The sequence below is a fragment of the Bartonella sp. AU18XJBT genome, assembly GCF_028618595.1.
GTDB lineage: Bacteria > Pseudomonadota > Alphaproteobacteria > Rhizobiales > Rhizobiaceae > Bartonella.
In genome coordinates this window covers 115,925-142,424 of sequence record NZ_JAQITE010000001.1, presented here as the reverse complement: position 1 = coordinate 142,424, position 26,500 = coordinate 115,925, and the positions used below count along the sequence as shown (strand labels likewise).

Sequence of the window (26,500 nt, the reverse complement as noted above, 5' to 3'; positions counted from 1 at the left end):
TCTCTTTCCATATTACTAACAATTTCAACAATATATCGTGTTGTTTTTTAAATATATCGTGCCATTTTTTTGTTGTATTTATTTTTTCTTTTCGAAAGTAACTCCTCCTTTCTCCCCACCAAATTTTTATCATGCCGATAAATTCAACTAGGTGAATTCCATGAAATCTGTTTCTCCAAAAGAGAGATGCATCAAGCATCTCAAGACATATTTTGTTATGTCTTCTTTAGTATTCAACATGCATTATCCCATTTCATAATTTCTTTGTAACAAAATAAATCTGGTTATAGCGTTTTTTATTATCTGGAAGAAGTATTTTATGAACCAGAAATACAAAACAAAATCCGTAATCTAAAAGAAAATGAAGCTGGTATGAGGCATGTAAAAGCTATTCCGAATAAAATACCCCTTATTTGCCTTTTTAAAGAGAGATAGTAGTTAAGACTACCAAAATGCCAAAAATAAAATCGTTTATAAGAAGTTGATGCTTTATTTGAAAAAGATGGATTGTCTAACAGCTTATTTAGCATTTCTTGGTAAGCTACTACCTATTTTACAGTTTTAGTATAGGGATTTTGAGTAAAACAATAAATACAAAAATGCTGAATGCATAAAAGAAGTTATCATGCCACTGGAAACCAGTCACTCAATTGCATCCGTCTTATGGATAAGCCCTTTTAAAATATCATAGACACTCAAAAATAAGACTTATCCATAAAACTCGTGAAATGTAAAAAACTAACAGCGGCAGGCACTTACCCTAAATTAATCGTTTCTCTCTTTTCTTTTCAAGAAAAACATGCTTTTCAAAGATGATAAGACTATAGAAAGCTTAAATTAAAATAACTTTCCAAAAGTTTTTTCTAATCTATTCTGAAAACATTCATATATTTTAACCAGAAATATTTTCAAAAAATTCTTTCATACGTGAAAAAAAGCCATGTGATTGCGGTGAATTCTCATGATTTGAAAGTTTTTCAAATTTTTGCAATAGTTCACGTTGCTCTTGCGTTAATTTCTGTGGTGTCTCAATCGTGACATGGATGTAAAGGTCACCCCTTGCTTGCTGCCGACGCAACATGGGCATACCCTTGCCTTTAAGGCGGAATTGACGTCCATTTTGCGTTCCTTCTGGGATCTTAACACGCGCTTTAACACCATCAAGATCGGAAACTTCAAACTCTCCTCCTAAAGCAGCTGTTACCATTGAAATAGGAACACGACAGTGAAGATCTGCTCCTTCTCTCTGAAAAAACTCATGCGGTTTAACGGAAAGGAAAATATAAAGATCCCCATTGGGGCCACCACGAATACCAGCATCACCCTCACCAGAAAGGCGAATACGCGTTCCATCTTCAATACCAGCTGGAACATTCACGCTCAATGAACGTTTTTTCTCTATGCGTCGTGTCCCCTGACATTTGGGACATGGATCCGTAATAGTTTCACCACGTCCATGACATGAAGGACATGTTCGCTCAATAGAAAAGAAACCTTGTGCAGCACGCACACGACCAGATCCATGACATGTTCCACAAACTTGCGGCTTAGAGCCCTTTCTCGCTCCTGATCCCTCACAAGCATCGCATGTAACAGAATTGGGAATAGTAATTTCTGCAGTTTTTCCTGAAAATACCTCTTCTAAAGTCACTTCCATATTATAACTCAGATCTGCACCACGTTCGCGACCATCACTACGCTTACGGTGCGCACCTCCCATAATTTCGCCAAAAAAATCCTCAAAAATATCAGCAAATCCACCACCAGCAGCAAAACCTCCAAAGGGATTTGCTCCTCCTTGACTACCGCTATTTTCAAAAGCCGCATGACCAAATCGATCATAAGCAGCACGTTTTTGGGGATCTTTAAGGACTTCGTAGGCTTCGCCAATTTCTTTGAATTTTCGCTCTGCCTCTTTATCCCCCGCGTTGCGATCAGGATGATATTGCATTGCCAACTTACGAAAAGCAGATTTCAACTTTTTATCATCACAGTCGCGAGTCACGCCAAGAATTTCATAATAGTCAACCTTCATCATGTATTCCTGATAATTTTTCTGTCATCCATCTTTATGGATAATATTGCTTTTAATTTATATTTTTAGCAACAAAGTTGCAACTCTCTCAAATAATAAAGCCCAGCCTTATATTTCAAAGGCCGGGTTTATAAATTAATCAACACATATGCCGACACTATTTCTTCTTATCATTAACTTCTTCAAAATCAGCATCAACAACATCATCATTCTTTGCTTCTGTTTCAGTGTCAGCGCTCGCTGCTTGTGAAGCTTCATACATAGCCTGTCCAAGCTTCATACTAACTTCAGCTAATTTTTGCATCTTTGTTGTTACTTCTTCAGTATCACTGCCTTCAAGCGCAGATTTCAAATCAGATATTGCTGTTTCAATCTGTCCTTTTTCTTCAGCTGATACTTTATCGCCATATTCATTGAGTGACTTCTCAGTTGAATGAATAAGAGCTTCCGCTTGATTTCTGGCTTCAACACCTTCACGGCGTTTTTTATCCTCAGCTGCATGCTCTTCCGCATCCTGTACCATTTTTTCAATATCAGCATCACTTAAACCACCTGATGCCTGAATACGAATTTGATGTTCTTTGCCTGTTCCCTTGTCCTTGGCCGAAACATTAACAATACCATTCGCATCAATATCAAAAGTAACTTCAATTTGAGGTATACCACGCGGTGCTGGAGGAATACCAACAAGATCAAATTGAGCCAATAACTTATTATCACTCGCCATTTCCCGTTCACCTTGGAAAACACGAATAGTTACAGCACTCTGATTATCATCAGCTGTTGAAAAAACTTGCGATTTTTTCGTTGGGATAGTGGTATTGCGCTCAATGAGGCGTGTGAAAACCCCACCCAAGGTCTCAATACCCAAAGATAAAGGTGTTACATCTAGAAGCAACACGTCTTTGACATCACCTTGCAATACACCCCCTTGAATGGCAGCACCCATTGCAACAACTTCATCAGGATTAACGCCTTTGTGTGGATCCTTACCAAAGAAGCTTTGCACGACTTGCTGAATCTTGGGCATACGTGTCATACCACCCACTAAAACAACTTCGTCAATCTCACCAGCTTTTAATCCAGCATCTTTCAACGCAGCTTTACAAGGCTCAATGGTACGCTGCACTAAATCGTCAACCAGAGATTCAAATTTTGCCCGAGTCAATTTCATTGTTAAGTGCTTGGGACCTGATTGATCTGCCGTGATAAATGGTAAATTGATTTCTGTTTGTTGCGACGAAGAAAGCTCAATTTTTGCTTTTTCTGCCGCTTCTTTTAAGCGCTGTAAAGCGAGTTTATCATTTTTCAGATCAATTCCTTGCTCTTTTTTGAATTCATCTGCAAAATAACCAACCAAACGCATATCAAAGTCTTCCCCCCCTAAAAACGTATCTCCATTGGTTGATTTAACTTCAAAAACACCATCTCCAATTTCAAGTACTGAAATATCGAATGTACCACCACCAAGATCGTAAACAGCTATTGTTTTTCCGTCTTTTTTGTCCAAACCATAAGCTAAAGCAGCAGCAGTTGGCTCATTAATAATACGTAAAACTTCAAGTCCAGCAATTTTACCCGCATCTTTAGTCGCTTGACGTTGCGCATCATTAAAATAAGCAGGAACCGTAATAACGGCTTGTTCAACTTTTTCACCAAGATAAGATTCTGCTGTTTCCTTCATCTTTTGCAAAATCATAGCTGAAATTTGCGATGGAGAATATTTCTTACCCGCTTCTTCAACCCATGCATCACCATTGTCACCTTTAACAATTTTATAAGGCACAAGTGCTTTGTCTTTTTCAACCATAGGGTCATCAAAACGGCGCCCTATCAAACGTTTAACTGCAAAAACTGTCCCTTCAGGATTGGTCACTGCCTGCCGTTTAGCAGGCTGCCCAACAAGCCGCTCCCCCCCATCAGTAAAGGCAACAACGGAAGGTGTTGTTCGTGCTCCTTCTGAGTTTTCGATAACTTTTGCGTTTTTGCCATCCATGACAGCCACACAAGAGTTTGTTGTCCCTAAATCAATACCAATTACTTTTGCCATATTATAATCTCCATTCAGCAAGCTACCTCAACCTTCATAAAGCATCTTTTTAAGATAGCTCCTCATAACACCTAAAGCCCGTATATTGCTTCAAGCAACAATAAAATAATAATAAACTGCAAGTCGCAACAAGCCTTGCTGCCTCGTATATAAGAACAGGCTTTTATTGCTACAAGAGAATAATGAGAGAAACATCTCCAAAATAAAAAAATTATTTTAAAATAGGCGCTCTAATGACCCATAAATACCATATTTATGAGAGACTTGAGATCATAATATATTTTTCTTGCAATTCTCAACAAATATATCTTTCTATAATTGAAAAATATAAAGAGTGACTGCACTCTCGTTCTTGATCTTCTCATCATTAATAAAAGATACGCACGTAAAAGCTTTTTAAAAGGCAAATAATTTATATCACAAATATTACAAATTTTCCTTTGGCTAAAATAGTCATCATATCTAATGCTCATATCAGTAAAGGTATTATCTATCAATCTCTTTTCAAAAATTCTCCTTCTAACGGTCTCATTGTTTGCGGCTATTTGAAATCTGTGCTTTAAACTCACCTACAGCGTTTTTTCTTAACTGTATAATTTTGAACTTGAAAATATATAAAAATGCCTCTGTATAAACGCTTTAAAATGCCAAGAGCTGTCATAATATTAAAAATTGGTTAAAGTGGTTGATAATTGCTCTATATTATATCTTTATTAAGTAAAATAGCAGTGCATCATAGTTTTATACCATTTACAAATACTATTATGAGATGAATAGGGAAACTTGATAGGTGTGTTGTCATTGTAAACCTTACTGTCTTCCTTTAAAATCTAGGAATTCTATGATTTTTATTCTCATATTCAAATCAATTTCATTCTAGCATTTCTTTCTTTTATTTTAAATAAAAGCTCTGCTAAAATAAAAAAATATTCAAAGTGTGAATCTTATGACGGAGGGTAAATCAATGATGACATCTATTATTAAGAAAATAACAAATCTCATCTTTAAGAATATAAGACATACGCAATATCCATACAAAAAGGCTATCATAAATATCGTGTGTGCTCTTCTCTTTGCTGGTATAACCCTGCCAGCAGATGCTCAACAATATAAACTTGGCGACATAGAAATTCTCAATCCTTGGACACGCGAAACACCTAGAGGTATAAGAGTTGGTAGCGGTTATCTCTACATTATTAATCACAGTAATACCCCAGACCGTTTGGTTTCTATTTCCACAAACGGAGTAAAAACAACAGAGATACACTCTATGGCCGTCGTTAATGATATTATGAAAATGGAAAAAATGCACAATGGCATTGAAATTCCGGGAAATGGCGAAATCACGCTTAAGCCTGGTGGTGATCATATTATGTTTATGGGGCTTTCACAACCATTCAAGTTAGGGGATAAAATTAGCGCAAAATTGACATTTGAGAAAGCAGGAACGATAGATGTTGATTTCTCTGTAAACGCTATGCAAGCACCATCACCTTCTAAATCCTCTCCTGTTCACTAAGCTCCTTTTATTATAAATACACACTTATAAAATGAAGAAGCATGAATTTTTTTACGCTTCTTCATTTTTTGTTTAATGCCATCAGTAAAAAGTATCCCCTTTGATGAATTAACTATGGTCAATTTCAGGAATACGTAAAACTTGTCCAGGATAAATTTTATCGGGAGATTTTAGCATTGGTTTATTGGCTTCAAAAATAAATGTATTTTTATCACCTTGTCCTTTTCCATAGACGTCTTCAGCAATTTTCCAAAGATTATCACCAGATTTAACCTCATAAAAGCGAGAAGGTTTTCTAGGCGTTGTATCTATAACCTTTAATTGATCAACATCTACAGAAGAGATACCTTGTGAATTGCCAACAACCAGCAGTGCTTTTTCAAGTGTTTCCATGTCTGGAACTTCACCGCTTAAAATAGCTTTACCGTCTTCAACTTGAATATTTACTTTTTCTGTACCGAATTGAAAATGATCAAATGCTCTCTTAAAATCTTTTTCTTTTGGTTCATGGTCTCCAATACCTAACTTTTCCCCTACAGTTTTAATAAAATTAAAAAATCCCATTACGACCTCCTTTCGTGTAGCAGAAACAAATTTTTGTGCATATGTTGCCACATTCTTTTCTTTGCTCTTAAAACACATAGGCAGATTTTCTAAACTTCAATAATCAAAACTATACCTGTTCAATTATGGAACAAATACAATAATAAACTTTGTAATAAACTTTGATAAAAAAAGCCTTTATGAAAATTTTCTCTCAAACGAAGGGATCTTAATAGACGTAGAAACATTATAAATTATGGAAGCAAAACAAGATTTTACAGTAATGACAAAAGGTTTTTTTCTTCACTACAATTTGTATCATATTTGTTTTGCAAAAAAAATATGAACTCCCATATAAATAAGTGTGGATAATTTGCTACCACAGCAATAGAAAGGTCTAAGAAACCATGAAAGATACACCAACAATCACGCAAACGATTGTACTTGTTGATGATGATCGCAATATTTTGACGTCTTTATCTTTTGCGCTTGAGACAGAAGGATATCGGGTTGAAAGCTATACAGATGGAGCATCTGCACTCAAGGGTCTCACACTTCACCCTCCACACTTAGCTATTTTTGATATTAAAATGCCCCGAATGGATGGGATGGAACTCTTGCGTCGTTTGCGTCAAAAGTCTGATCTTCCAGTTATTTTTCTTACCTCTAAAGATGATGAAATTGATGAATTATTTGGTCTCAAAATGGGGGCTGATGATTTTATTACTAAACCTTTCTCCCAACGTCTTCTTATTGAACGCGTGAAAGCCATTTTGCGCCGTTCTAATGCACGTAACCAACCGCTTTCTACAGGAACTTCTTCCACCTCTTCTCTCAAACGTGGAGATCTTGTGATGGATCAAGAACGCCACACCTGTACATGGAAAGATAAACCTGTTATTTTAACTGTTACGGAATTTTTGATTCTGCAAACCTTAGCACAAAGACCAGGAGTTGTAAAAAGTCGTGATGCTTTAATGGATGCCGCCTATAGTGATCAAGTCTACGTAGATGATCGCACCATTGATAGTCACATTAAACGTCTGCGTAAAAAGTTTAAACAAGTGGATGATGATTTTGCAATGATTGAAACACTTTATGGTGTAGGTTATCGTTTCCACGAGGTGTAAAACTACTTTGTCGCAAAAATTTGAACGGCAATCAAATCGATGACAGACAATTCTCAACTGGAAGCTTTACAAAAAACAACCGTTAATGGTACATCTTCAACACCATTTCTTATGTTTGCTCGTTTGCATTTTCGAACACAACGTCTCTTTAGACAATTGCTTTTTTCCAGCCTCACACGTCGCATTGTTATATTAAACATTGCTGCTCTTGCCGTTTTAGTTACAGGCATTTTATACCTTAACCAATTTCGTGATGGTTTAATTGAAGCAAAAATTAAAAGTTTATGTACCCAAGGAAAAATTATTGCTGGGGCTATTGCTGCTTCTGCAACAGTAGATACAAATTCTATCCTCATTGACCCCCAAAAACTTTTAGAATTACAGACTGGTGAAAGCATTACACCCGCCCCTCAATCAACCGATTCTTGGGATTTCCCTATTAACCCTGAGCAAGTTGCCCCTCTTTTACGGCGTCTCATCACACCTAAAACGACAAGAGCACGTATCTATGATCGTGATGCTACTCTCCTTCTTGATTCGCGCGTTCTTTATTCTAGTGGAGAAGTTTTTAGTTATGATTTACCCCCACTTAAAACAGAACAAAACATGTGGGATCGCCTTACTTCATGGTATTCAAGCGCATTTTATGGCAAAGGTATTGCTCTTGACAGAGAACAAACCAAAATCAGTGGTATTGCTTATCCAGAAGTATACCGCGCATTAAACGGATCTCTTGCTACGGCTAAAAGACGCAACAGGCAAGGTCAATTAATTGTTTCTGTTGCCGTTCCTGTTCAACGCTATCGTGCAGTGGTTGGAGCTCTTCTTCTTTCAACCACTGGTTCCGATATTGATAACATTGTAAAAGGCGAAAGACTGGTTATCTTTAAAGTTTTTGCCGTTGTAGGCAGCGTACTTTTGGTTCTTTCTCTCTTTTTGGCCCATACGATTGCCCATCCACTAAGTAAATTATCTGCCTCGGCTAATCGAGTGCGTAATGGCAATAATCAGCGTGTAGAAATTCCTGATTTTTCAATGCGTGAAGATGAAATTGGTCACCTTTCAACTTCTATTCGTGATATGACCAATGCCCTTTATATGCGTATTGAAGCCATTGAACGCTTTGCTGCTGATGTAAGCCACGAATTAAAAAATCCTCTCACTTCTCTTCGCAGTGCTGTTGAAACGCTCCCTCTGGCTAAAAATGAGGAAGCACAAGAGAAATTGCTTGAAATTATCCAACATGATGTGCGCCGTCTTGATCGGTTGATTACAGATATTTCTGATGCATCACGGCTCGATGCAGAGCTTGCACGAGAAACCGCAGAGATTGTTGATATGACACCACTTTTGGAAAGTCTTGTTCATGCTGTTCAGGAAGTCTATCGTAATACGCAAACCATTGATATAAGCCTTAATATTGTCCCACGTCCTCATGGAAAAGCCTATCTTGTATTAGGGCATGAACTCCGTTTAGGGCAAGTGATTTCAAATCTTCTTGAAAATGCACGTTCTTTTATTCCTCGAAATCGTGGCAAAATTTGCATTACTATGAAAAGTCATGCTTCAACCCTTATTTTAACCATTGAAGATAATGGCCCAGGCATTCGTTCAGAAAATATTGAACGAATTTTTGAGCGTTTTTATACAGATCGACCAAACGAAGATGCTTTTGGACAAAACTCTGGACTTGGCCTTTCTATTAGTCGGCAAATCATCGAGGCTCATAACGGAACAATTACAGCCGAAAATATTATTGACCCGACACTTGGGAAGTGTAAAACTGGTGCACGTTTTACTATTATGCTTCCCCTCGCTAAATAAATCTTTTATCCAAAGTAAAAGACATGAAAACAAAATGTGAAATACTCCACGCAAATTGCCTTCAACTGGGCGGCAAGGGGCTGTTAATTATAGGTCCATCAGGATCAGGAAAATCAACCCTTACCCTTTCTTTGCTTGACCGCGCTGAGTGGTCAAAACGTGAAGCGAAGCTTATCAGTGATGATTATACAATGTTGCGTGCGGAAAATGGAAAGCTTCACGGATATACTCCTGATAATTTAGAGGGCGGTATCGAGATTCGTGGTGTTGGTCTTTATATGATAGAATTTGAAAAGCACACAACTATCGACTGCGTTATTTTTCTCGGTCCGGAATATGAACGTTTTTCCACAAATAAAACTTTTCAATTTGAAAATTTGCACATTCCTCTTTTAAAACTTCCCTCTCTTCGTGAAGCCGATTGTACAGCCATTTGTCAAGCTATTGAAGCATTTTTGTTTAGAAAAATATGGCAGAAATCTGTCTAATTTTTTTCTAAAGATAAAAAAATCACAATTTTTGCCTTTTTTTTGCAAATTTTTCTTGGCAGCAAGATAAAGCCTTGTACAATGTCTTTCCCACCAATATGGTTGGATCTTATTAGTTAACAGGAGTTTGCGTAAATGATTGGACTCGTGCTTGTAACGCACGGTGAGCTGGCTGTCGAATTTTTACATGCCGTGGAACATGTTGTTGGAGTACAAGAAAAGTTCGCAACAATATGCGTTTATCCCGATGACGATATAGATCAGCGCCGAGGTGATATTATAGCCGCAGTAACCGATACAGATACGGATCATGGCGTCATCATATTAACAGATGTGTTCGGTGGGACACCATCAAATATAGCTATTCCTGCTATTGAAAAAGGACGCGTTGAAATGATTGCGGGTGTTAATTTGCCCATGCTTATTAAACTGATTTCTATTCGCAAATGTCCTGATATTTCATTATCAGACGCGTTAAGAATAGCACAAGAAGCAGGGCGTAAATATATTAATGTACCAAGTATGACTTTATAGCGGATAATAAAATGCCCATGTTTTCCAAAGATACCCTCCCATGTATAAGTCGTCATTTCAATATCTGTAATAAACGTGGGTTGCATGCACGTGCTTCTGCAAAATTTGTACAAACTGTTGACAATTTTAATGTTACTGTTGAAGTTGAAAAGGATGGAAAAATCGTTGGTGGATCATCAATTATGGGACTTATGATGCTAGCGGCTTCATCTGGTTGCAACCTCACCATTCGTGTTTCAGGACCAGAAGCAACAGATGCTCTTAATGCTCTTGAAAAGCTCATCAATAACAACTTTGGAGAGGAAAGCTAGCGCTTTCTCATCATAAACAAGGATGATGATTCTTAGAAAATAGGAACTTTCCATCATTATTTTGAATTTTAATTTCTCTTCCCGCTTTTATACCAGTATTCATATCCATTATGGATTGGCATAATTATCATAAATGTAAAAGCTTATAGTAATTTTGTTATGCTGGATTTTTTTTCTTCCTTTCCTAACATTATTTGACCAATTTGAATAGTTTTGCATGTTATAGCTATTACTCGACTTAATCGTATAATTAAATCTTTACAGAAAAGAGAACTCTTCATCTTGTATTAGAATATTCTTTATTTTAAGCTCAAGATAAATGTCAAAATAATTTAGCACATCAAAAATCTACCAGCTTTTTTTATTTTCTGCTAACTTTGTGGCCTTTATAATACACAAGGAATCTTCCATTGCACATCATTGTGATACAGATCATGAAAATGCAATTTCTATTCTTACCAATATCATAACCATTGTCTTAAAACAAATAAGCTTTGTACATTCATAATTATGGTAAGCATTTTTTAGACATTATTTTTCTATACTATTGCCTTATGTTCTTTGGTAGACAACTCACTCTCGTTATCTATCATTGTGCTTGGAGTAGCATCTTTTCATTGTAAAGAGGTAATATTGTGAGTCGTCTATTTAGTGCTCTTCAGATTCCTCAACAAACAACACAACAACTTGTGTCGTTGCAAAGTGGCTTACCAAATACGCAGTGGATTAATTCGCAAAATTTTCATGTCACCTTATCTTTTTTTGGCAAAGTTGAAAGTTCTACCGCAGATATACTTATGCACGCCTTTGACACAATAAAGCTCTCTCCTTTTATGCTACAAATAGATGGTTTTGATATTTTTGGTTCAGAAAATACTGCCCCCTCTCTTGTTATTCGCATTAAACCTTGTAAAGCTCTCAATCTTCTACACGAAAAGATGCAATCTATCCGTAGCCATTTAGGTCTAACACCTGATGAAAGAGAATTTACTCCACATATTACTATTGCGCGACTGCTTGATACTAAACCTGAAGACCTTGTTCCTTATCTGTTCTTTCGAAGGAATTTTTCATTTCCTCCTTTTGAGGTTGATCATTTTGTTTTATTTTCATCGCCATTTCCCTCAAGCGATGCCGTGTATGTTGTAAAAGGAAGTTGGGCGCTTCAAAAATAAAAGGGTGTTTGTAACACCCTTTAAAAACTCTTTGAGAAAAAAGACCCTATATATATGAAACTGCAGGGAATACTGCATTTTATGTTGGAGATTTATTATTGATGTGTTTTAAGCCGAATCAGTTTCAACAGAAGCTTCTTTTGCTCCTCCTTTAGCTACACCCACTATAGCTGGACGAAGCACCCTTTCCCCGATAATATAACCTGCCTGAACAACTTGTTGAACAGTGTTATCTGGAACATCGGCATTAGGAATTTCAAACATCGCTTGATGAAAATGAGGATCAAATTTTTGCCCCTCTGGATGGATTTTTTGCACCCCATGACGTTCTAATGCTGCCATCATGGCACGTTCAGTCATTTCAACGCCTTCTGCCAATGATTTCAAACCAGCATCACTTTCCCGTGCCCCTTCTGGAATAGCTTCCAAAGCACGATTGAGATTGTCAGAAACCGATAACATATCCCGTGCAAAATTAGCAATGGAGTAAGCCTTTGCATCCGCCACATCTCGCATAGTACGGCGTCGAAGATTTTCCATATCTGCAACAAGACGTAAAAGCTGATCTTTCAGTTCTTTATTTTCATCCTGCAAAGACGCTAAAAGATCACTAACCTCATTGCTTTCTGTTTCAACGTCTTCGTGTTCCTCTGTTTTATGTGTTTTTAAAAATTCATCGGCTGCCTGTTTAAGTGTATTACGATCAGCTGGATTTTTTAAATCACAATTTTCAAATGAAGCGTCAGTAAATTTGTTTTTTTCATCAGACATAAAAATTTTATTCCTTCATAAGATTCGTTATTCTCGATATCGAAATTCTATAGACAAAAATCAAGGGGTATCGATGTATATAATACAATGAGCTTTTATAGTACAAATACTTACCTGCATCGTTTTAACGCAATAACTGTGACACAAGTTGAGCTGTATAATCAACCATGGGCACAATCCTTGCATAATTAAGCCGTGTAGGACCAATAACGCCTAAAGCACCAATGACTCTTTGTTGTGAATCACGATAAGGTGCTACAACTAAAGAAGAACCAGAAAGTGAAAATAACTTATTTTCTGAACCAATAAAAATTCTAACCCCAGAACCTTCATCCGTTAAATCGAGAAGCTGTGCCATACTCTCGCGCGTTTCAAGATCATCGAACAAATGGCGTAACCGTTCTAAATCTTCTTCTGCTTTCACATCTTCAAGTAAATTGCTACGCCCGCGAACAATGAGGTGTATTTTATGATCAGCACCTTCTCCTCCCCAAAGAGCTAATCCCGTTTCAACAAGATGATGCGATAAATCATCAAGTGCAGCCCGTGTTTCTGCGCATAAGCGGGCAATTTCCCCTTTAGCTTCACTCAATGTACGCCCTTGGATATGGGCATTGAGAAAATTCGTTGCTTCCGTCAATTGTGCATGGGTAACCCCTTCTGGCAAATGAACAATACGATTTTCAACTTCACCTTGTTGAGTCACCAAAACGGCAAGAGCGTGCTCTCTATCAAGGCGCACAAATTCAATATGTTTCAATGTTCCTTCTTGTTTTGTTGCTAAAACAAGCCCTGCCCCACGTGAAAGATCTGAAAGAACTCGGCTTGCTTGAACAAGAAAATGTTCAACCGATTGTGCACGACCAGCCTCTTTGACTTGCATTTCAATATTTTCTCGCTCTTCGTTTGGCAAATCACCTGCTTCCATAAATGCATCAACAAAAAAGCGTAAACCTGATTGTGTCGGCATTCGACCCGCAGAAACATGTGGTGCATAAATTAAACCGAGATGTTCAAGATCACTCATCACATTGCGAATCGTCGCAGGTGATAATGTCTGTCGTAAAAGCCGCGAAAGATTGCGTGACCCCACAGGTTCACCATCATTAAGATAAGCTTCAACAATATGGCGAAAAATATCACGCGAACGTTCATCAAGATATTTTAGTTCATTATCAATAGTTTTGTGCTTCATCACAATTGTTTCACTACTTTTAAAATCCTCATCTCTTATATAAGTTTTGCCAAGGTTTGGTCAAATAGTCTAAAGTAGTATAAAAGCATATTATCCTATTAACCCGTAAAATGCTAGCTTCAGAGTGATGCTTGATAAATTACGCAGGAGGTATTTTTTGTTAGAGTGTGTGAGAAATATTTAAGATTAAGAGTTGATCTGTAAAGTGGTCTGCTGTAGGAACTTGCCAAGATAATTTGACCAAGAGAATATGGATTGTTCAAAAACCGCTGTAAATAGAAAATTTTACCCTTTAGAGCAAGCAAGAAATTGGAAATTTACCATAAATAATGCTATCATAAAAAAGACATGTCTTTCATACCTTTGCAAGGTTATCTTCATACAAGATAAAAAATTTTATTGGAATAAAATATCATAAAACGTGTAAAATAATCATATCATGTAAAATCTAGCAAAATATGTGTGTATGAGCATTTAAGCCGGTTTTTAGCACAAAAACAATTCCCCTTTCATTTTTGGAGAAATCTATATGAGAAGCATAGCAGATAAAAAACTTGTCATTGCTACACATAACACCGGCAAATTGCATGAAATCACTACTTTAATTAAGCCTTTCGGTTTAATAATACAATCAGCAAAAGAACTGGGCTTGCCAGAACCAAAAGAAACGGGAAAAACATTCGAAGAAAATGCTTATATTAAAGCTTTTTCAGCAGCAAAAAAAACAGGACTTCCTGCCCTTTCTGATGATTCAGGCTTAGAGGTAGATGTATTGGAGGGTGCACCAGGTATTTATACCGCTGATTGGGCAATTCAAGCCGATGGTACACGTAATTTTCCCAAAGCTATGGAAAAAATAGAAAATGAACTCCAAAAAGTCGGAGCGCGAGAAAAAAGCCAACGAAAATGTCGTTTTATATCCGTCGTTTGCATTGCATGGCCTGATGCTTATGCAGATTACTTCCGCGGATGCGTTGAAGGAACGTTCATTTGGCCTCCACGGGGAGACAAAGGCTTTGGTTTTGATCCTATTTTTTTACCAGATGGATATGAAAATACCTTTGGAGAAATGTCAACAGAGCAAAAACACAACTGGAAAAGTAATGATATTCCGCCTCTTTCACATCGCGCACGTGCTTTCAAACTTTTGGCAGAAAACCTTTTAGCATTCTCATGAATGAACCTTTTGGCATTTACATTCATTGGCCCTTTTGTGCAGCTAAATGTCCTTATTGTGACTTTAATTCGCATGTTCGCATCCATGGTGTTGATCAACCACGTTTTGTCACCGCCTTTAAGCGCGAAATAGAAACGCAATACCACAAAATAGGCCCACGCCATATTACAAGTATTTTTATTGGTGGAGGAACTCCTTCTCTTATGGAGCCGCAAACTGTCGATGCCCTATTGCAAGCACTTGCAAAAAAATGGGTAGTCGATGATAAAGTTGAAATTACATTAGAAGCTAATCCATCCAGTGTGGAAGCAGAGCGCTTTCGTGGATACCGTGCGGCAGGTATTAATCGTTTATCTCTAGGGATACAAGCGCTCAATGATAAAGCATTGCGCAAACTTGGCCGACTCCATAATGTAGAACAAGCTCTTTATGCCATTGCTTTAGCACGGAAAATTTTTCCACGTTTATCCTTTGATCTCATTTATGCCCGCCCCGAACAAACCCTTGAGCAATGGAAATCTGAACTTGTACAAGCAATTGATTTGGCAGCTGACCATCTTTCTCTTTATCAATTGACGATCGAAGAAGGAACTGCCTTTAAACGGCTTCATGACGCAGGAAGACTTATCCTTCCCCCATCAGAGCTAGCAGCAGATCTGTATCATCTTACCCAAGAAATAACGACATTGCATGGGCTTCCTGCCTATGAAATCTCAAACCACGCAATGCCCGGTGCTGAATCAGCACACAATCTTCTTTATTGGCGTTATCACCAATATGCAGGCTTTGGTCCAGGAGCACATGGACGTTTCATTGAGCACGCACCGAATCATTCCTCTTCCTGTTCAAAAACATTGTCATCACACCTTGAAAACCGCGAACGTTATGTCACAATAAATGAAAAGCATCCCGAACAGTGGCTTAATTTGGTAGAAACAACAGGACATGGCTGTATTGAAACGGAACTTTTAACCACTGAACAACAGGCAAATGAAATGCTCCTTATGGGATTACGCCTTTGCGAAGGCTTAGAACTTATACGTTATGAAACCTTAAGTCCTAAACGCATCCCAATGGAAAAACTGGTCGATTTACAACACCAAAAATTGGTAGAAATGGTAGATAACCAACGCTTAAAAGCAACAACCAAAGGACGTATTGTTCTTGATCACATCATCAGCCAACTCGCAAACTAAAGTTTTTATAACAGCATACTGTTTTAATCATAATCATCATTTTTCATAGCAAAGGTGAGATTAGAATATCGGAGATTCTCTCATTTCAAAACTATTTATAGTAAATTAGTTACCACCATTTGCTTACACCTTAAAAGTAGAAAAGCGTGTTGATAAAAGCTATAAAAAAGAAATAAAAATGCCTCTTATGAGCACTCTTAAGTGCTAAAAGCTATCGCAATATTTTGAGCTAGAAAGTGTATGGTGGTCTAACTTTTTTTTCATAAACGTAAAGATGGTGAAGCACTGTAGACTTTATACACTTCACGGTACACTATTCATAAGCACCGTAGTGGCACGAATGTGACAAACATTGAGGAAATTTCTTTAAAACAAGTATGTGAATGCATAATGCGATAATGTATGGTTCTTTATGAAATCGTGGCACCATTTCAAGAACCAGGGAAATAAGCATAAAACCATGTATCGATCTCTGATTATTTAAAAAGATATTGCTCTAGATAATTTTGAAAACCGTAAAACCGAATAAAAAAGGAGTGTAAAAAAGCACGCTGATTTTCACCTTTATACCTTTATCCTATTTTAGCATGTAAAAGCTGTTGTCGCAAAAAATACTGAACCAATATTTATTTAAGATACGCGGCTGTATGATTGGTGTTGATTTATAGGTAACAGCAACATCATGAGCTTTATTACACAAATAATGCACTCAAATGGCAAATATACCAGATATGAATCGAGATTGCTTTGTTAGCGAGCGAAACGATATTAATCCCATATGATCTTACTGTTATGCGTACATGCTTATAAGTGTCTGTACGCATCCTTTAAGGTATTTTATTAAAAAATTGAGAATAATACTAGGACAATCCTTAGCTAAAGAAGTCAACGTGATGCTACAAAAGAATTTCTGTGTATCTTTATCATAACTAATATTAAAGCTGATTAAATAAGCTCACCTTCTATCTCGTAATGATTTTGCAACGAAAGTTCTTGGGGACAAAAAAGCAAGGCAAAATATATGAAATAAAACAAACTTAAAACGCGTTTCCTATGGGCTTTACTCTAAGAGAGGCTAATTGAAACAAGAAGTACCTTTTATGAGAATGCAGAAACCATATTAAGACATGAACTGTGAATGAGCGCATTTATGTTGTACGAACTTTTTACAATAGCAGCATGTTTTTATGTGTCTTTATGGCTTCAACCTGTCATCACACAATGATGATATAATACTCATTGTTTTCCATATATGATTGCGTACTGACTTCCTTCCTACACTTGAAAGAACGAATATTTTTAATTCAATATAGTCTGTAAACAGTTCTGCTTCTTAAAGCAGGTCGCACTTGGCTTTCCAATTATGTAATTCACTTAAACTAAAGACTCTACAGGCAAGAATCCCAACTTAAGAATATTCATCACTTACTCTAAAACCGCTTAATATATTAAGTCTTACGTGTCTCATATCACCACACCTCAAATGGCAATGTCTTATGGCACGATAAGATAAAGGTATTTTTGAACCAGCACTCATTTCTTTATGCAAAAAAATCAATAATAAAACGCTCATAAATAGTCGTAAGAGCTTCCACTGCATCAAGAGCTACACACTCATCTACCATATGCATGGTTTGCCCTGGCAAGCCAAATTCAACTACTGGGCAATAATCCTTAATAAATCGCGCATCTGAAGTACCACCAGAAGTGGAACATTCTGGTATATTTCCTGTTACACTTTTAATAGCATTGGATAGAGTTTGAATGAGCTTATCATTTTTGGTCAAAAAAACATCTCCTAGGCTTGGAATCCATTCAAGCTGATAAGAGGGATATTGATAACCATTGTTTTTTGATTGCACCAAAGCAAGACGCTTTTCAATTTCCTGCATCAGTGTTTCTTTTGTCCAAAGATCATTGTAGCGTATATTAAAATGAACTGTTGTCTGCGCTGGGATAACATTGACCGCTAAATTACCGGTATCGATGCTTGTTAGCTCTAAATTACTAGGCTGAAAATTCTCTGTCCCTTTATCTAAAGCAGTTTGTGTCAATGCTTGAATAAGCTTACTTGCTAAAGGCAAGGGATTAGCAGCCCGCTCTGGAAAAGCAACATGACCTTGGCGACCTCTCACGGTAATAATACCAGAAATCGATCCGCGGCGACCAATTTTAATGACATCCCCAACAGTCTTTACACTTGTTGGTTCCCCTACAAGAGCCGCAGTCCATTTTTCGCCTTTTTTTTCTGCCCATTTGAGAAGTTTGACGGTACCATTAACAGCAGGTCCCTCTTCATCACCGGTAATCAAAAAACTTACCATTCCTTTAATGGGTCGTTTCTCAAGAACTCGCGCTAGCGCCGCAATAAAACAAGCGATTCCGCCCTTCATATCAACAGCACCCCGCCCATATAATTTCCCCTGATCTATGACAGCTTCAAAAGGTGAATAAGTCCAATCTTCCAATGCACCTGGTGGTACGACATCTGTATGGCCTGCAAACATAAGATGGGGTCCTTCATTTCCCATTTTTGCATAAAGATTTTCAACATTATCTGTATTTTTATCCGTAAAAATAGGACGCTCGACATGAAACCCCATTTTTTTCAAAAATTGTTCCAAAGTTGATAAAGCCCCTGCTTCATGAGGAGTAACAGAAGGACAACGGATAAGTCTCTTTAACAGCTGAAGTGGATCTGTAAGAACAGGCATAGGAGCCCTTCCCATTTTTTATAAGTTATCGTAACTTAAGATTATTACGCTGAATTACAAAAAGATAAAGCAAAAACATTGAAGACACTCAGCAAACCAAGCAGGGGAAAACAATCGTGCTGAGAGCTTCAATGGCTTCCTCATTATGCATGAGCAAGTACACACACAACAAAATACTCAATAAAAAGTTCCGTTAAATATTGCCTTCATTGGAAAGTTTTTTACACCTATAAATTATATGAATCAAAATTAATTGCTTGCAATCTATGAGCATTTTCCTTCAACCAAGCACGATACGTTTTACTACCAGGACATAGTTCTTCACAAAGAGCCCAAAATCTTGGACCGTGATTCATTTCAACAAGATGAGCAACCTCATGAGCAACAACATATTCCACAACTTCTTTTGGTGCCATAACAAGGCGCCAAGAAAAAGAAAGACGCTTATCTATTGAACAAGACCCCCAACGACTTCTCGTATCTTTATAACAAATTGATTTGACTTTACGCTCTACTTTATAGGCATAATGTGTCACCAAAGGTGTTATAATACGTGCTGCTTGTTTTTTCAAAACGTCAGCAATGCGTCTTGGGAGGTATTCTAATTGACCATAAACGATAATTTGAGGTTCTTGTTCTGCATCTCCTGCAATAATTTCCGTCACCCCACGCCCTTCTTTATGCCTTATAGTATGTGCAACACCCAATAAAGGAATCATTGCCCCTTCTTTGAGATAAGCATTTTCATGAGAGATTTGTACACGAGCAAGACGTGCCTCAATCCAAGATCGATGCTTTTCAATAAAACTTTGAATCGTACAGAGACTTATCGCTGGTGGTGTTGTTACACAAATCCTCTGTCCGCTCGCATCAATACGTAAGGTAAGACGGCGCGCGCACTTATTTTCCCGCACCTGTACAGGTACAGAGCGATCAGAAAAAATAAAATGCTGTTTAGAAATGCTCATACATTATATCTTCATCATCAATGAATTTGACCCTTCTCCCGCATTAATCCGGTCAATCAATGACCTCAATACCGTTTCGAGGCAATCCAAATCTTGCGGACGAGAAAAGCGATGATCAGCATCACGAACGAGTGACAATGTTACATCATGGAGAGGCAAATGATCAAGTAAAGTCATAGTATGCTGATAGGGTATCTCCACATCTTCCATCCCTTGTAGAATATGGATTGGACATCCAACATCTATACATCCCTTCATGACGCAGTTGTCTCTGCCATCTTCAATAAATACTCTTGTAAAGGGAACCGGCTCCGTATAACTAATCGCAGATCGTTCAATATGCTCTGTTTCTTCTAAAATTTTCCACCCCTTTCGACCCAACCCTGATTCTATCAATGTTTGTGTAAAATCAGGCGCTGGCGCAATCAAGACCATGCCAGCAAGCTTCTTATTTTTCTGTGCTAGCATCATAGCAAGCTTGAGCGCAATCCACCCGCCCATAGAGGTGCCAATCAAAATTTGTGGCCCCTCACAATAATTTTCAAAAACCGCTAAACTTTCTTTCACCCAGCGTGAAATCGTTCCTTGAAAAAAATCACCTCCCGATTCTCCATGTCCAGAGTAATCAAAACGTAAACAAGACAAATCATTCTTCTGAGCAAAACTATCAACCAACATCGCCTTATCCCCTGACATATCAGATAGATAGCCATGAAGCCACACCAAACCTGGAGATTGGCGCCTCTTGCGATAGCGTACTGCAAGTGGAGTGTTCTCAAACGAAAAAAACTGACAAGGAATATTTTGATCCATGATTCTGTAACCTCCATAAAACAATTTCTCTAAATTAAAGAGAAAAACTTTTATAATCTAAATCATTCCAAAAAGTAATAAATCAAATAATGAAAATAACACGAATTATAGTTGTTTTTAGGTGCATAATTGTATATTAAATTAACTGTAGTTGAATCAAAATTAAGGAGCATAAACCATTCGTAAACCGTTTAAAATGACACTTACCCCAAAAGACGGACCACGTTCAAATCAGGATATTCGCGTACCTCATGTTCAGCTTATCAATGATGAGGGACAACATCAGGGAATTGTTGCGATACAAGAAGCTCTTGCTATGGCTGCAGATGCGGGACTTGATTTGGTTGAAATTGTGCCAAATGCGGAGCCGCCCGTATGTAAAATCATCGATTTGGGCAAATTAAAATATCAAACCCAAAAAAAAGCTGCTGAAACGCGTAAGAAGCAAAAAGTCATCGAAATCAAAGAGATTAAGATGCGCCCAAATGTTGATGTCCATGATTATGGAGTCAAACTCAAGGCTGTTCATCGCTTTATTGATCATGGTGATAAAGTAAAGATTACTTTGCGTTTTCGTGGTCGTGAGATGGCTCACCAAGACCTTGGGTTAAAGCTTCTTCAGCGTGTGAAAGAAGATACAAGTGAAATTGCCAAAATCGAATTGGAGCCAAAGCTTGAAGGACGGCAAATGATGATGGTGATAGCACCTAAATAGTTTTGCATTGAAATAATATTTGCATGCAACTCGTCAACACGAGCGTATGATATTATTTAGAAGCACCACATAGAGTTTTTGTGGTGCTTTTAAGCTTTTATAAATGTGTATAAATCCTTTTAAGAGTTTAATAATGCTTTATCGATTTAAAGAAGAATTCGTTATTTTGCATATTAAATGAGAAAGCTTAAACATCGTAAGGTCTGCTTATTTCAAGCTCTCTTATCATGTAATGCAGCAGAATTGTTTGCTTATACATTACAAATGGAGACGATACATAAAAATTATTAAAAAAGCAGAAATATTTTTTGTGAGCTATTTCAAGTGTCAAAGGCTATCACAATATGGGAATTGGTAAATACAATGGTGAAACTCGCCGGTACTTTTATTGAACTAAAGATAATGATGAACAACGAATTTTCATTATACCTGTCACAGAAACTTTGCACTATATTCTTCACTCTCTACGTCGTGAAATTGATGTGATGAACCTTGAAAGAAAAGGTTATTTTTGTAAAAAAGATTAAGGGGCTTTTTAATTAAGAACGCTTCAATCTTGCATAAAACAGTAAGAAAATATAGAAGCACTGCATGGCCAAAAAACAACTTTCTTCTTTTGATAAACATCTTGTTATCCGCCTTTTGCGGGAAAATTTTCATAAACATGCGCGTTGGTACAGTGCAGCTATTATCTCAATGATCATCATTTCTTGCACAACTGCAACCAGTGCGTGGATTATGCGTGATGTTGTTAATTATATTGTTGATGCGCAGAATTTTGCTATGATCGTTTTGATTTCTAGCTTCATTGCTTTTATCTTTATTCTCAAAGGGATTGCAACTTTTGCCCAAACTTACTTTTTAAGCAAAGCAGGCAACAGTATCATTGCTGAACAACAACGCAAAATTTATGCGCGCCTTATGGAACAAGGTGTCTCCTTTTATCATAATAACACGTCATCTGATCTGCTTATTCGCGTAACCCATAATGCAACAGCCGTGCGTAATATCATTGATACGATTATCACAACTTTTGTACGTGATTTGCTCTCTGTTAGTGGTCTGTTGCTTGTCATGTTTATTCAAAACTTTGTGTTAATCTCCATTACTTTAATCGTAGGACCACTGGCTTTTTTAGGTGTTCGAATGGCTTTAAAACGCGTTCGCCGCCTTATGGAAAAAGAACTTCTTTCACTTGGTGAAATTATAAAAATCGTGCAGGAAACGGCTGTTGGTATTCGAGTCATCAAGGCTTTTTCACTAGAAGAAGTCATGAAAAAAAGGATGGACAAAGCCATTTGTGATGTTGAAAAACAAACAAACAATATTGCAACACTTGAAGCTATTACCAATCCGATTATGGAAACACTCACAGGTGTTGCCATTGCAGGTATTATCTGCTTTTCCGGTTACCTTGCAACCCAACGCGCAGGTGTTCAAGGTGAATTTATGTCCTTTATTGTTGCTTTACTTTTAGCTTATGAACCAGCAAAAAGACTCGCAAATGTCCGTGTTAAAATTGAATCTGGCTTGGTCAATATTCGTACGATGTTTGAAATACTCGATCGTCCCCTTACAGTTATAGAGCATAAAGAAGCTAAAGATCTGAATAAAACGCAAGGAGCTATTCGTTTCGAGCATGTTTCTTTTGCATATACTGATAACAAAATGGTATTGACAGACATCAATCTAGAAATAGAAGCCGGGAAAATGACCGCATTGGTGGGGCCGTCTGGTTCAGGAAAATCAACCCTTATCAATCTTATTATGCGCCTTTATGACCCCACAAAAGGACGCATATTGATTAATGATCAAGACATTCGCTACACAACTTTTCGTTCTCTGAGAAACCTAATGGCCTATGTAGGGCAAGATACTTTTCTGTTTCAAGGAACCGTTAAATATAATATTGGGCTTGGAAAAGAAGGCGCTCGTGATGATGAAATTATCGCAGCAGCAAAAGCAGCAAATGCTCATGACTTTATTATGAATTTGCCAAATGGTTATGATACACAGATAGGCGATAATGGTTGTAATCTTTCAGGGGGACAAAAACAACGACTCGCTATTGCTAGAGCAATGATTCACGATAGTGAAATTCTGATTCTTGATGAAGCAACAAGCGCGCTCGATTCACATACCGAAGCACAAATTAATGAAGCCATTCATCACCTTACCAAAGGACGCACAACGATCATTATTGCTCATCGCCTTTCAACGATTGCTCGTGCTCATAAAATTGTGGTCATACAAAATGGACAACTGATTGAACAAGGTACTCAAAAAGAATTGCTAGAAAAAGAACATGGGTTTTATAAAAAACTTCATAATATCCAGTTCAAAAAACATACCTCCTAATTTCTAGATCCTTAAATAAGACTTGAAATAAAAAATGGGTAGAAGCTAATGCTCCGTTTATAAAAAAGATTTGTTATCAAGAAAAAGTATTACTTCAACCAAGAATTGGCAGAGAATTTTATGGTTTATTGAAAATAAACTTCTTGAATTTAGATGAAAACTTTACTCACTATTTTGTTGAATACAATTGACTCTAACAATGAAACTTCAAAAATCCCTTTCCTTCCTCAAATAAGTGTTGAAACATTCATAAGTGTTGTGAATCCTAAAAGAGAGAGCATCAAGGTTTGAAAAAATTGCCACGGATTATGATGATGAATCTGAATTAATACAACCTTTATCTGTGTTTATCCCTACACTGACAATTGTTTTCTCCACACATCTTAAAGGACAAAGATTCTACCCAATCTGATTTGTAAACAATCCAGATTTTTATTGAGTTCGTTGCACTTGATAACAACTTATGTGATTCACTTATACAAGGCTTACCCTAAATATTCACCACGTGCTTTCAAAATACTTTGTCAAAACTTACATGCCTTATATTATCGCACCTCAAATGGCAGTCTTTTATGGTACAACAGGATAGGCTGACAATTATAAATTGTGCTGCAAATTATAGCTACACTCAGCATGAAAAAAACATTGAAAAAATAAGAGAGGATTTATTATAAAACTTTTTTACTGTTGTAGCTTGCTTTAAAGCAAGCTTTGCTGTTTTTTCTATATCTAGAAACTAACGTGATATTCCTCTTTCTTTTAAATGCCTAAATAGAAAAATATGATATATAACCCTGATAAATATTTTTACAAAAAATATCTTTTGGCATGCATATTAATACTTTGATTTATAATCATAATTTATTATATTATATCTTAAATAAAAGATAAGGTGTAATTTGTTCATTACAAATTTTCTTTATATTTATGATGAATTAATCAAAAGCACTTGGTGTACATCATAAGAGGAATATGCAAAAAAACTCTTAAGATAAGCAATAAAAATACCTCTACATTTTCAAATGAAAAGATTGTCGGCAACATGAGACGCTGGAAAATAGAATGATAATGCCGACTTATACCTTTAATAAATACTTATACCTTTATTAATAACGGTAATATGTATTTTATAGCATTCATAAGAAGTCCTTTATACCATTTCACAAGCAATCTTATGAAATAGGCTTAAGTGCACACTGAGAAATGTTTCTTTAAAACAAGCACATGAACTTGCAACACAATAGCGTTATATTTTGGAGTATTCTGTTTGGAGGGCTATTCGTTATATGAAAAAAATAAAAGCTATTCGATATGAAGAAAATCCATTTATTGAGGGAATGACTGTTCCTATAAAAAATCAACGAATACGATTATCAAGATTAGGACGTGACGATAATGTTTTAATCAATCAATCAACTGGTGAAATGCAAGGCACTCATGTAACGACTTTTCGACGAGTGGATTCGCAAGAGTTTATAAAACTATTCACAAATAATATTGCTCTAACTTTTGAATTAAAAACAGCAGGAATAAAAGCTTTTGGAGTACTAGTCTGGATGTTGCAGGAAAAAGGAATAAGCAAAGATCTAGTACCATTAGATAAACTAGCTTTAGACGACTTTCTCGAAACCAATAAAGAAAAAAATAGCACTTTCTCTTCCTACTTTCGCATGTGGTTTAACCGAACTAGAAAGCGCTCAAATCATCGCTAAACATTTACGACAAGGGTGGTACTTTATCAATCCTAACCTTATTTTCAATGGCGATAGAATTGCCTTTACAACCGTTATTCAACGAAGAAGAAACGAAAAAAAGGACGATAGTACCCTAGATATGTTTGATGATTCAAACGAGTAATGAGAGGCTACCGGCTCTCAAACTCTCCGTACACTCACCAAAATCATGATCTAAAAGCCGTGCTTTTGGGAACTAACAATCCTTGGTTCTTAGGGTCAAGGCAATCCCTTCGGGGCGCCTAACGGCGACCTTGACCCAGAACCTAACGGATTGTTTTTACGTTCCCGCACGGCTCCAGAATCATGATAAGAAGGAAGTGCTTTTTTCTGCTAGCCAGCATCAAAAAGGGCTTTAGCCACAAACGACTTTATGTAATAAAGTCTAGTGAGTTACACAATTTATGGTGGACCACCGGAGGTACCGCCTTGCGATGCCCCAAGTAAAACAGTTGAATAACAGATAGGGGCAGATATGGCGGTATATGCGATCATGCGGTTGTAAAAAGCTAGCAACAATGGACTGTGTGGCTGCTGCTCTGCAACACTGCTACCGTGAACGAGAAACACCAAATGCTGATAAGGATCAAACACAAAACAATGAACATCATGTATCCCAATCATCCAGTGAAGCAATGGGAAAAATGCGCAATTTACTACCAGAAAAACGACGTAAAAACGCTGTGCTAGCAGTTGAATACGTCATGACAGCTAGTCCAGATAGGTAATGTTTATTATTAAAAAATATGGCTTTAAATGCGTTTGACAATAAAATTGATTATCTTTATGGATTAACCGCTTGCCTCATGCTTTTGTTTATCACGTTCTTTAATGGAATCATGTCCTTCACGCAAAAACAGAATGTCATTGTGTTGCAAATTCAGATGCTTGTTTTAAAGAGACCTCCCTCAAAATCCTCCCCAAGCCCATTTCGCGATAACGTCCGTGAATTGTATAACGATAAATCCATTACCTCCTATCTTTAATCTTGTGGAGTAACAAGCCCGCACCATTCACGCTATTTTGCCAGCCCCTAATGTTGCGACAGCCTTAACTCTCGAAATGGTTCATAAGAGGCATTTTTAGTCATTTCTTAATAGTTTTATCCACACAGGATTCCCCGCTTGTAACATGCAAGGCGAATGGTTTTTGATTGATTCAACATAAGAAAGATTCGCAATGAGAGAATCATATGATATTCAAAGTTCTAATTCAAATTGAATAATGATAAATTATTTTTATAAATCAATA

The 26,500-nt window shown here is 37.0% G+C and carries 22 protein-coding genes and 1 pseudogene; 14 read left to right on the top strand and 9 right to left on the bottom strand.

Annotation, left to right across the window (positions count from 1 at the left end; all coding sequences use genetic code 11):
• Positions 1-892: 892 nt before the first annotated feature.
• Positions 893-2,035, bottom strand: a complete 1,143-nt coding sequence (gene dnaJ / locus PVV60_RS00540; protein ID WP_273722422.1) for a molecular chaperone DnaJ — start codon at positions 2,033-2,035, stop codon at positions 893-895.
• Between the two features lie 157 nt (positions 2,036-2,192).
• Positions 2,193-4,085 (bottom strand): molecular chaperone DnaK, encoded by a 1,893-nt coding sequence (gene dnaK, locus PVV60_RS00535; protein ID WP_273722421.1) that lies wholly within the window; start codon positions 4,083-4,085, stop codon positions 2,193-2,195.
• Between the two features lie 964 nt (positions 4,086-5,049).
• On the opposite strand from dnaK, the gene PVV60_RS00530 reads away from it, so the two are divergent.
• A complete protein-coding gene (locus tag PVV60_RS00530; RefSeq protein WP_273722420.1) occupies positions 5,050-5,604 on the top strand; it encodes a copper chaperone PCu(A)C in 555 nt (184 codons plus the stop codon).
• A gap of 108 nt (positions 5,605-5,712) precedes the next feature.
• Here the strand turns inward: PVV60_RS00530 and lysM are convergent, their stop codons facing one another.
• Positions 5,713-6,168, bottom strand: a complete 456-nt coding sequence (lysM, locus tag PVV60_RS00525; RefSeq protein ID WP_273722419.1) for a peptidoglycan-binding protein LysM — start codon at positions 6,166-6,168, stop codon at positions 5,713-5,715.
• Positions 6,169-6,554: 386 nt separating this feature from the next.
• Between lysM and PVV60_RS00520 the strand changes: the two genes are divergently transcribed.
• The 6 genes from PVV60_RS00520 (at position 6,555) to thpR (ending at position 11,609) form a co-directional block, all read left to right on the top strand.
• The gene (locus tag PVV60_RS00520) at positions 6,555-7,277 is read left to right on the top strand and encodes a response regulator transcription factor (RefSeq protein ID WP_005774392.1); all 723 of its coding nucleotides are present in this window, start codon (positions 6,555-6,557) and stop codon (positions 7,275-7,277) included.
• A 39-nt stretch (positions 7,278-7,316) separates the two neighbouring features.
• Complete coding sequence (locus tag PVV60_RS00515) at positions 7,317-9,101, top strand: sensor histidine kinase (RefSeq protein ID WP_273722418.1); 1,785 nt, start codon at positions 7,317-7,319, stop codon at positions 9,099-9,101.
• Between the two features lie 23 nt (positions 9,102-9,124).
• The gene (locus PVV60_RS00510) at positions 9,125-9,589 is read left to right on the top strand and encodes an HPr kinase/phosphatase C-terminal domain-containing protein (protein ID WP_273722417.1); all 465 of its coding nucleotides are present in this window, start codon (positions 9,125-9,127) and stop codon (positions 9,587-9,589) included.
• Positions 9,590-9,724: 135 nt separating this feature from the next.
• On the top strand, positions 9,725-10,123 hold the full coding sequence (locus tag PVV60_RS00505) for a PTS sugar transporter subunit IIA (RefSeq protein WP_273722416.1): 399 nt from the start codon (positions 9,725-9,727) through the stop codon (positions 10,121-10,123).
• A gap of 17 nt (positions 10,124-10,140) precedes the next feature.
• On the top strand, positions 10,141-10,434 hold the full coding sequence (locus tag PVV60_RS00500; RefSeq protein WP_273722488.1) for an HPr family phosphocarrier protein: 294 nt from the start codon (positions 10,141-10,143) through the stop codon (positions 10,432-10,434).
• Between the two features lie 635 nt (positions 10,435-11,069).
• Positions 11,070-11,609 (top strand): RNA 2',3'-cyclic phosphodiesterase, encoded by a 540-nt coding sequence (gene thpR / locus PVV60_RS00495; protein ID WP_273722415.1) that lies wholly within the window; start codon positions 11,070-11,072, stop codon positions 11,607-11,609.
• A 108-nt stretch (positions 11,610-11,717) separates the two neighbouring features.
• Here the strand turns inward: thpR and grpE are convergent, their stop codons facing one another.
• Together grpE and hrcA are read right to left on the bottom strand one after the other, a co-directional pair.
• On the bottom strand, positions 11,718-12,380 hold the full coding sequence (gene grpE / locus PVV60_RS00490; RefSeq protein ID WP_273722414.1) for a nucleotide exchange factor GrpE: 663 nt from the start codon (positions 12,378-12,380) through the stop codon (positions 11,718-11,720).
• 124 nt (positions 12,381-12,504) lie between these two features.
• On the bottom strand, positions 12,505-13,575 hold the full coding sequence (gene hrcA / locus PVV60_RS00485; protein WP_273722413.1) for a heat-inducible transcriptional repressor HrcA: 1,071 nt from the start codon (positions 13,573-13,575) through the stop codon (positions 12,505-12,507).
• Positions 13,576-14,104: 529 nt separating this feature from the next.
• On the opposite strand from hrcA, the gene rdgB reads away from it, so the two are divergent.
• Both rdgB and hemW read left to right on the top strand, forming a co-directional pair.
• Positions 14,105-14,752, top strand: coding sequence for an RdgB/HAM1 family non-canonical purine NTP pyrophosphatase (rdgB, locus tag PVV60_RS00480; protein WP_273722412.1), 648 nt, complete (start codon positions 14,105-14,107; stop codon positions 14,750-14,752).
• Positions 14,749-15,948 (top strand): radical SAM family heme chaperone HemW, encoded by a 1,200-nt coding sequence (gene hemW, locus PVV60_RS00475; protein ID WP_273722411.1) that lies wholly within the window; start codon positions 14,749-14,751, stop codon positions 15,946-15,948. The genes rdgB and hemW overlap by 4 nt, the downstream gene beginning before the upstream one ends.
• A gap of 1,541 nt (positions 15,949-17,489) precedes the next feature.
• Here hemW and dapE read toward each other — a convergent pair.
• The 3 genes from dapE to PVV60_RS00460 form a co-directional block, all read right to left on the bottom strand.
• Positions 17,490-18,662 (bottom strand): succinyl-diaminopimelate desuccinylase, encoded by a 1,173-nt coding sequence (gene dapE / locus PVV60_RS00470; RefSeq protein ID WP_273722410.1) that lies wholly within the window; start codon positions 18,660-18,662, stop codon positions 17,490-17,492.
• A gap of 227 nt (positions 18,663-18,889) precedes the next feature.
• Entirely contained in the window at positions 18,890-19,630 is a 741-nt protein-coding gene (locus PVV60_RS00465) for a M48 family metallopeptidase (protein WP_273722409.1), read from the bottom strand.
• Positions 19,631-19,633: 3 nt separating this feature from the next.
• Positions 19,634-20,443, bottom strand: coding sequence for a carboxylesterase (locus PVV60_RS00460; protein WP_273722408.1), 810 nt, complete (start codon positions 20,441-20,443; stop codon positions 19,634-19,636).
• Positions 20,444-20,639: 196 nt separating this feature from the next.
• Here PVV60_RS00460 and infC point away from each other — a divergent pair, with 196 nt between their 5' ends.
• From infC to PVV60_RS00435, 5 genes are all read left to right on the top strand, one after another.
• Positions 20,640-21,158, top strand: coding sequence for a translation initiation factor IF-3 (infC, locus tag PVV60_RS00455; protein WP_273722407.1), 519 nt, complete (start codon positions 20,640-20,642; stop codon positions 21,156-21,158).
• Positions 21,159-21,749: 591 nt separating this feature from the next.
• Positions 21,750-23,516 (top strand): ABC transporter ATP-binding protein, encoded by a 1,767-nt coding sequence (locus tag PVV60_RS00450; RefSeq protein ID WP_273722406.1) that lies wholly within the window; start codon positions 21,750-21,752, stop codon positions 23,514-23,516.
• A gap of 1,286 nt (positions 23,517-24,802) precedes the next feature.
• Entirely contained in the window at positions 24,803-25,228 is a 426-nt protein-coding gene (locus PVV60_RS00445; RefSeq protein WP_273722405.1) for a hypothetical protein, read from the top strand.
• Positions 25,149-25,373, top strand: a complete 225-nt coding sequence (locus PVV60_RS00440) for a replication/maintenance protein RepL (protein WP_342752785.1) — start codon at positions 25,149-25,151, stop codon at positions 25,371-25,373. The genes PVV60_RS00445 and PVV60_RS00440 overlap by 80 nt, the downstream gene beginning before the upstream one ends.
• A gap of 361 nt (positions 25,374-25,734) precedes the next feature.
• A complete protein-coding gene (locus tag PVV60_RS00435) occupies positions 25,735-25,977 on the top strand; it encodes a hypothetical protein (RefSeq protein ID WP_273722404.1) in 243 nt (80 codons plus the stop codon).
• Between the two features lie 72 nt (positions 25,978-26,049).
• Here PVV60_RS00435 and PVV60_RS00430 read toward each other — a convergent pair.
• Positions 26,050-26,329 (bottom strand): annotated as a pseudogene (locus PVV60_RS00430) (Arm DNA-binding domain-containing protein); the annotation flags it as partial.
• Positions 26,330-26,500 lie beyond the last annotated feature (171 nt).

What these genes read in the sequence shown, in the direction of transcription:
- PVV60_RS00515 (WP_273722418.1), top strand. Translation starts at nt 7,317, where the DNA reads ATGACAGACAATTCTCAACTGGAAGCTTTACAAAAAACAACCGTTAAT.
- PVV60_RS00450 (WP_273722406.1), top strand. Translation starts at nt 21,750, where the DNA reads ATGGCCAAAAAACAACTTTCTTCTTTTGATAAACATCTTGTTATCCGC.
- PVV60_RS00520 (WP_005774392.1), top strand. Translation starts at nt 6,555, where the DNA reads ATGAAAGATACACCAACAATCACGCAAACGATTGTACTTGTTGATGAT.
- PVV60_RS00530 (WP_273722420.1), top strand. Translation starts at nt 5,050, where the DNA reads ATGATGACATCTATTATTAAGAAAATAACAAATCTCATCTTTAAGAAT.
- PVV60_RS00435 (WP_273722404.1), top strand. Translation starts at nt 25,735, where the DNA reads ATGCGATCATGCGGTTGTAAAAAGCTAGCAACAATGGACTGTGTGGCT.
- hrcA (WP_273722413.1), bottom strand. Translation starts at nt 13,575, where the DNA reads ATGAAGCACAAAACTATTGATAATGAACTAAAATATCTTGATGAACGT.
- infC (WP_273722407.1), top strand. Translation starts at nt 20,640, where the DNA reads ATGACACTTACCCCAAAAGACGGACCACGTTCAAATCAGGATATTCGC.
- hemW (WP_273722411.1), top strand. Translation starts at nt 14,749, where the DNA reads ATGAATGAACCTTTTGGCATTTACATTCATTGGCCCTTTTGTGCAGCT.
- rdgB (WP_273722412.1), top strand. Translation starts at nt 14,105, where the DNA reads ATGAGAAGCATAGCAGATAAAAAACTTGTCATTGCTACACATAACACC.
- PVV60_RS00505 (WP_273722416.1), top strand. Translation starts at nt 9,725, where the DNA reads ATGATTGGACTCGTGCTTGTAACGCACGGTGAGCTGGCTGTCGAATTT.
- dnaJ (WP_273722422.1), bottom strand. Translation starts at nt 2,035, where the DNA reads ATGAAGGTTGACTATTATGAAATTCTTGGCGTGACTCGCGACTGTGAT.
- lysM (WP_273722419.1), bottom strand. Translation starts at nt 6,168, where the DNA reads ATGGGATTTTTTAATTTTATTAAAACTGTAGGGGAAAAGTTAGGTATT.
- dnaK (WP_273722421.1), bottom strand. Translation starts at nt 4,085, where the DNA reads ATGGCAAAAGTAATTGGTATTGATTTAGGGACAACAAACTCTTGTGTG.
- grpE (WP_273722414.1), bottom strand. Translation starts at nt 12,380, where the DNA reads ATGTCTGATGAAAAAAACAAATTTACTGACGCTTCATTTGAAAATTGT.
- PVV60_RS00510 (WP_273722417.1), top strand. Translation starts at nt 9,125, where the DNA reads ATGAAAACAAAATGTGAAATACTCCACGCAAATTGCCTTCAACTGGGC.
- PVV60_RS00445 (WP_273722405.1), top strand. Translation starts at nt 24,803, where the DNA reads ATGAAAAAAATAAAAGCTATTCGATATGAAGAAAATCCATTTATTGAG.
- dapE (WP_273722410.1), bottom strand. Translation starts at nt 18,662, where the DNA reads ATGCCTGTTCTTACAGATCCACTTCAGCTGTTAAAGAGACTTATCCGT.
- PVV60_RS00460 (WP_273722408.1), bottom strand. Translation starts at nt 20,443, where the DNA reads ATGGATCAAAATATTCCTTGTCAGTTTTTTTCGTTTGAGAACACTCCA.
- PVV60_RS00500 (WP_273722488.1), top strand. Translation starts at nt 10,141, where the DNA reads ATGTTTTCCAAAGATACCCTCCCATGTATAAGTCGTCATTTCAATATC.
- PVV60_RS00465 (WP_273722409.1), bottom strand. Translation starts at nt 19,630, where the DNA reads ATGAGCATTTCTAAACAGCATTTTATTTTTTCTGATCGCTCTGTACCT.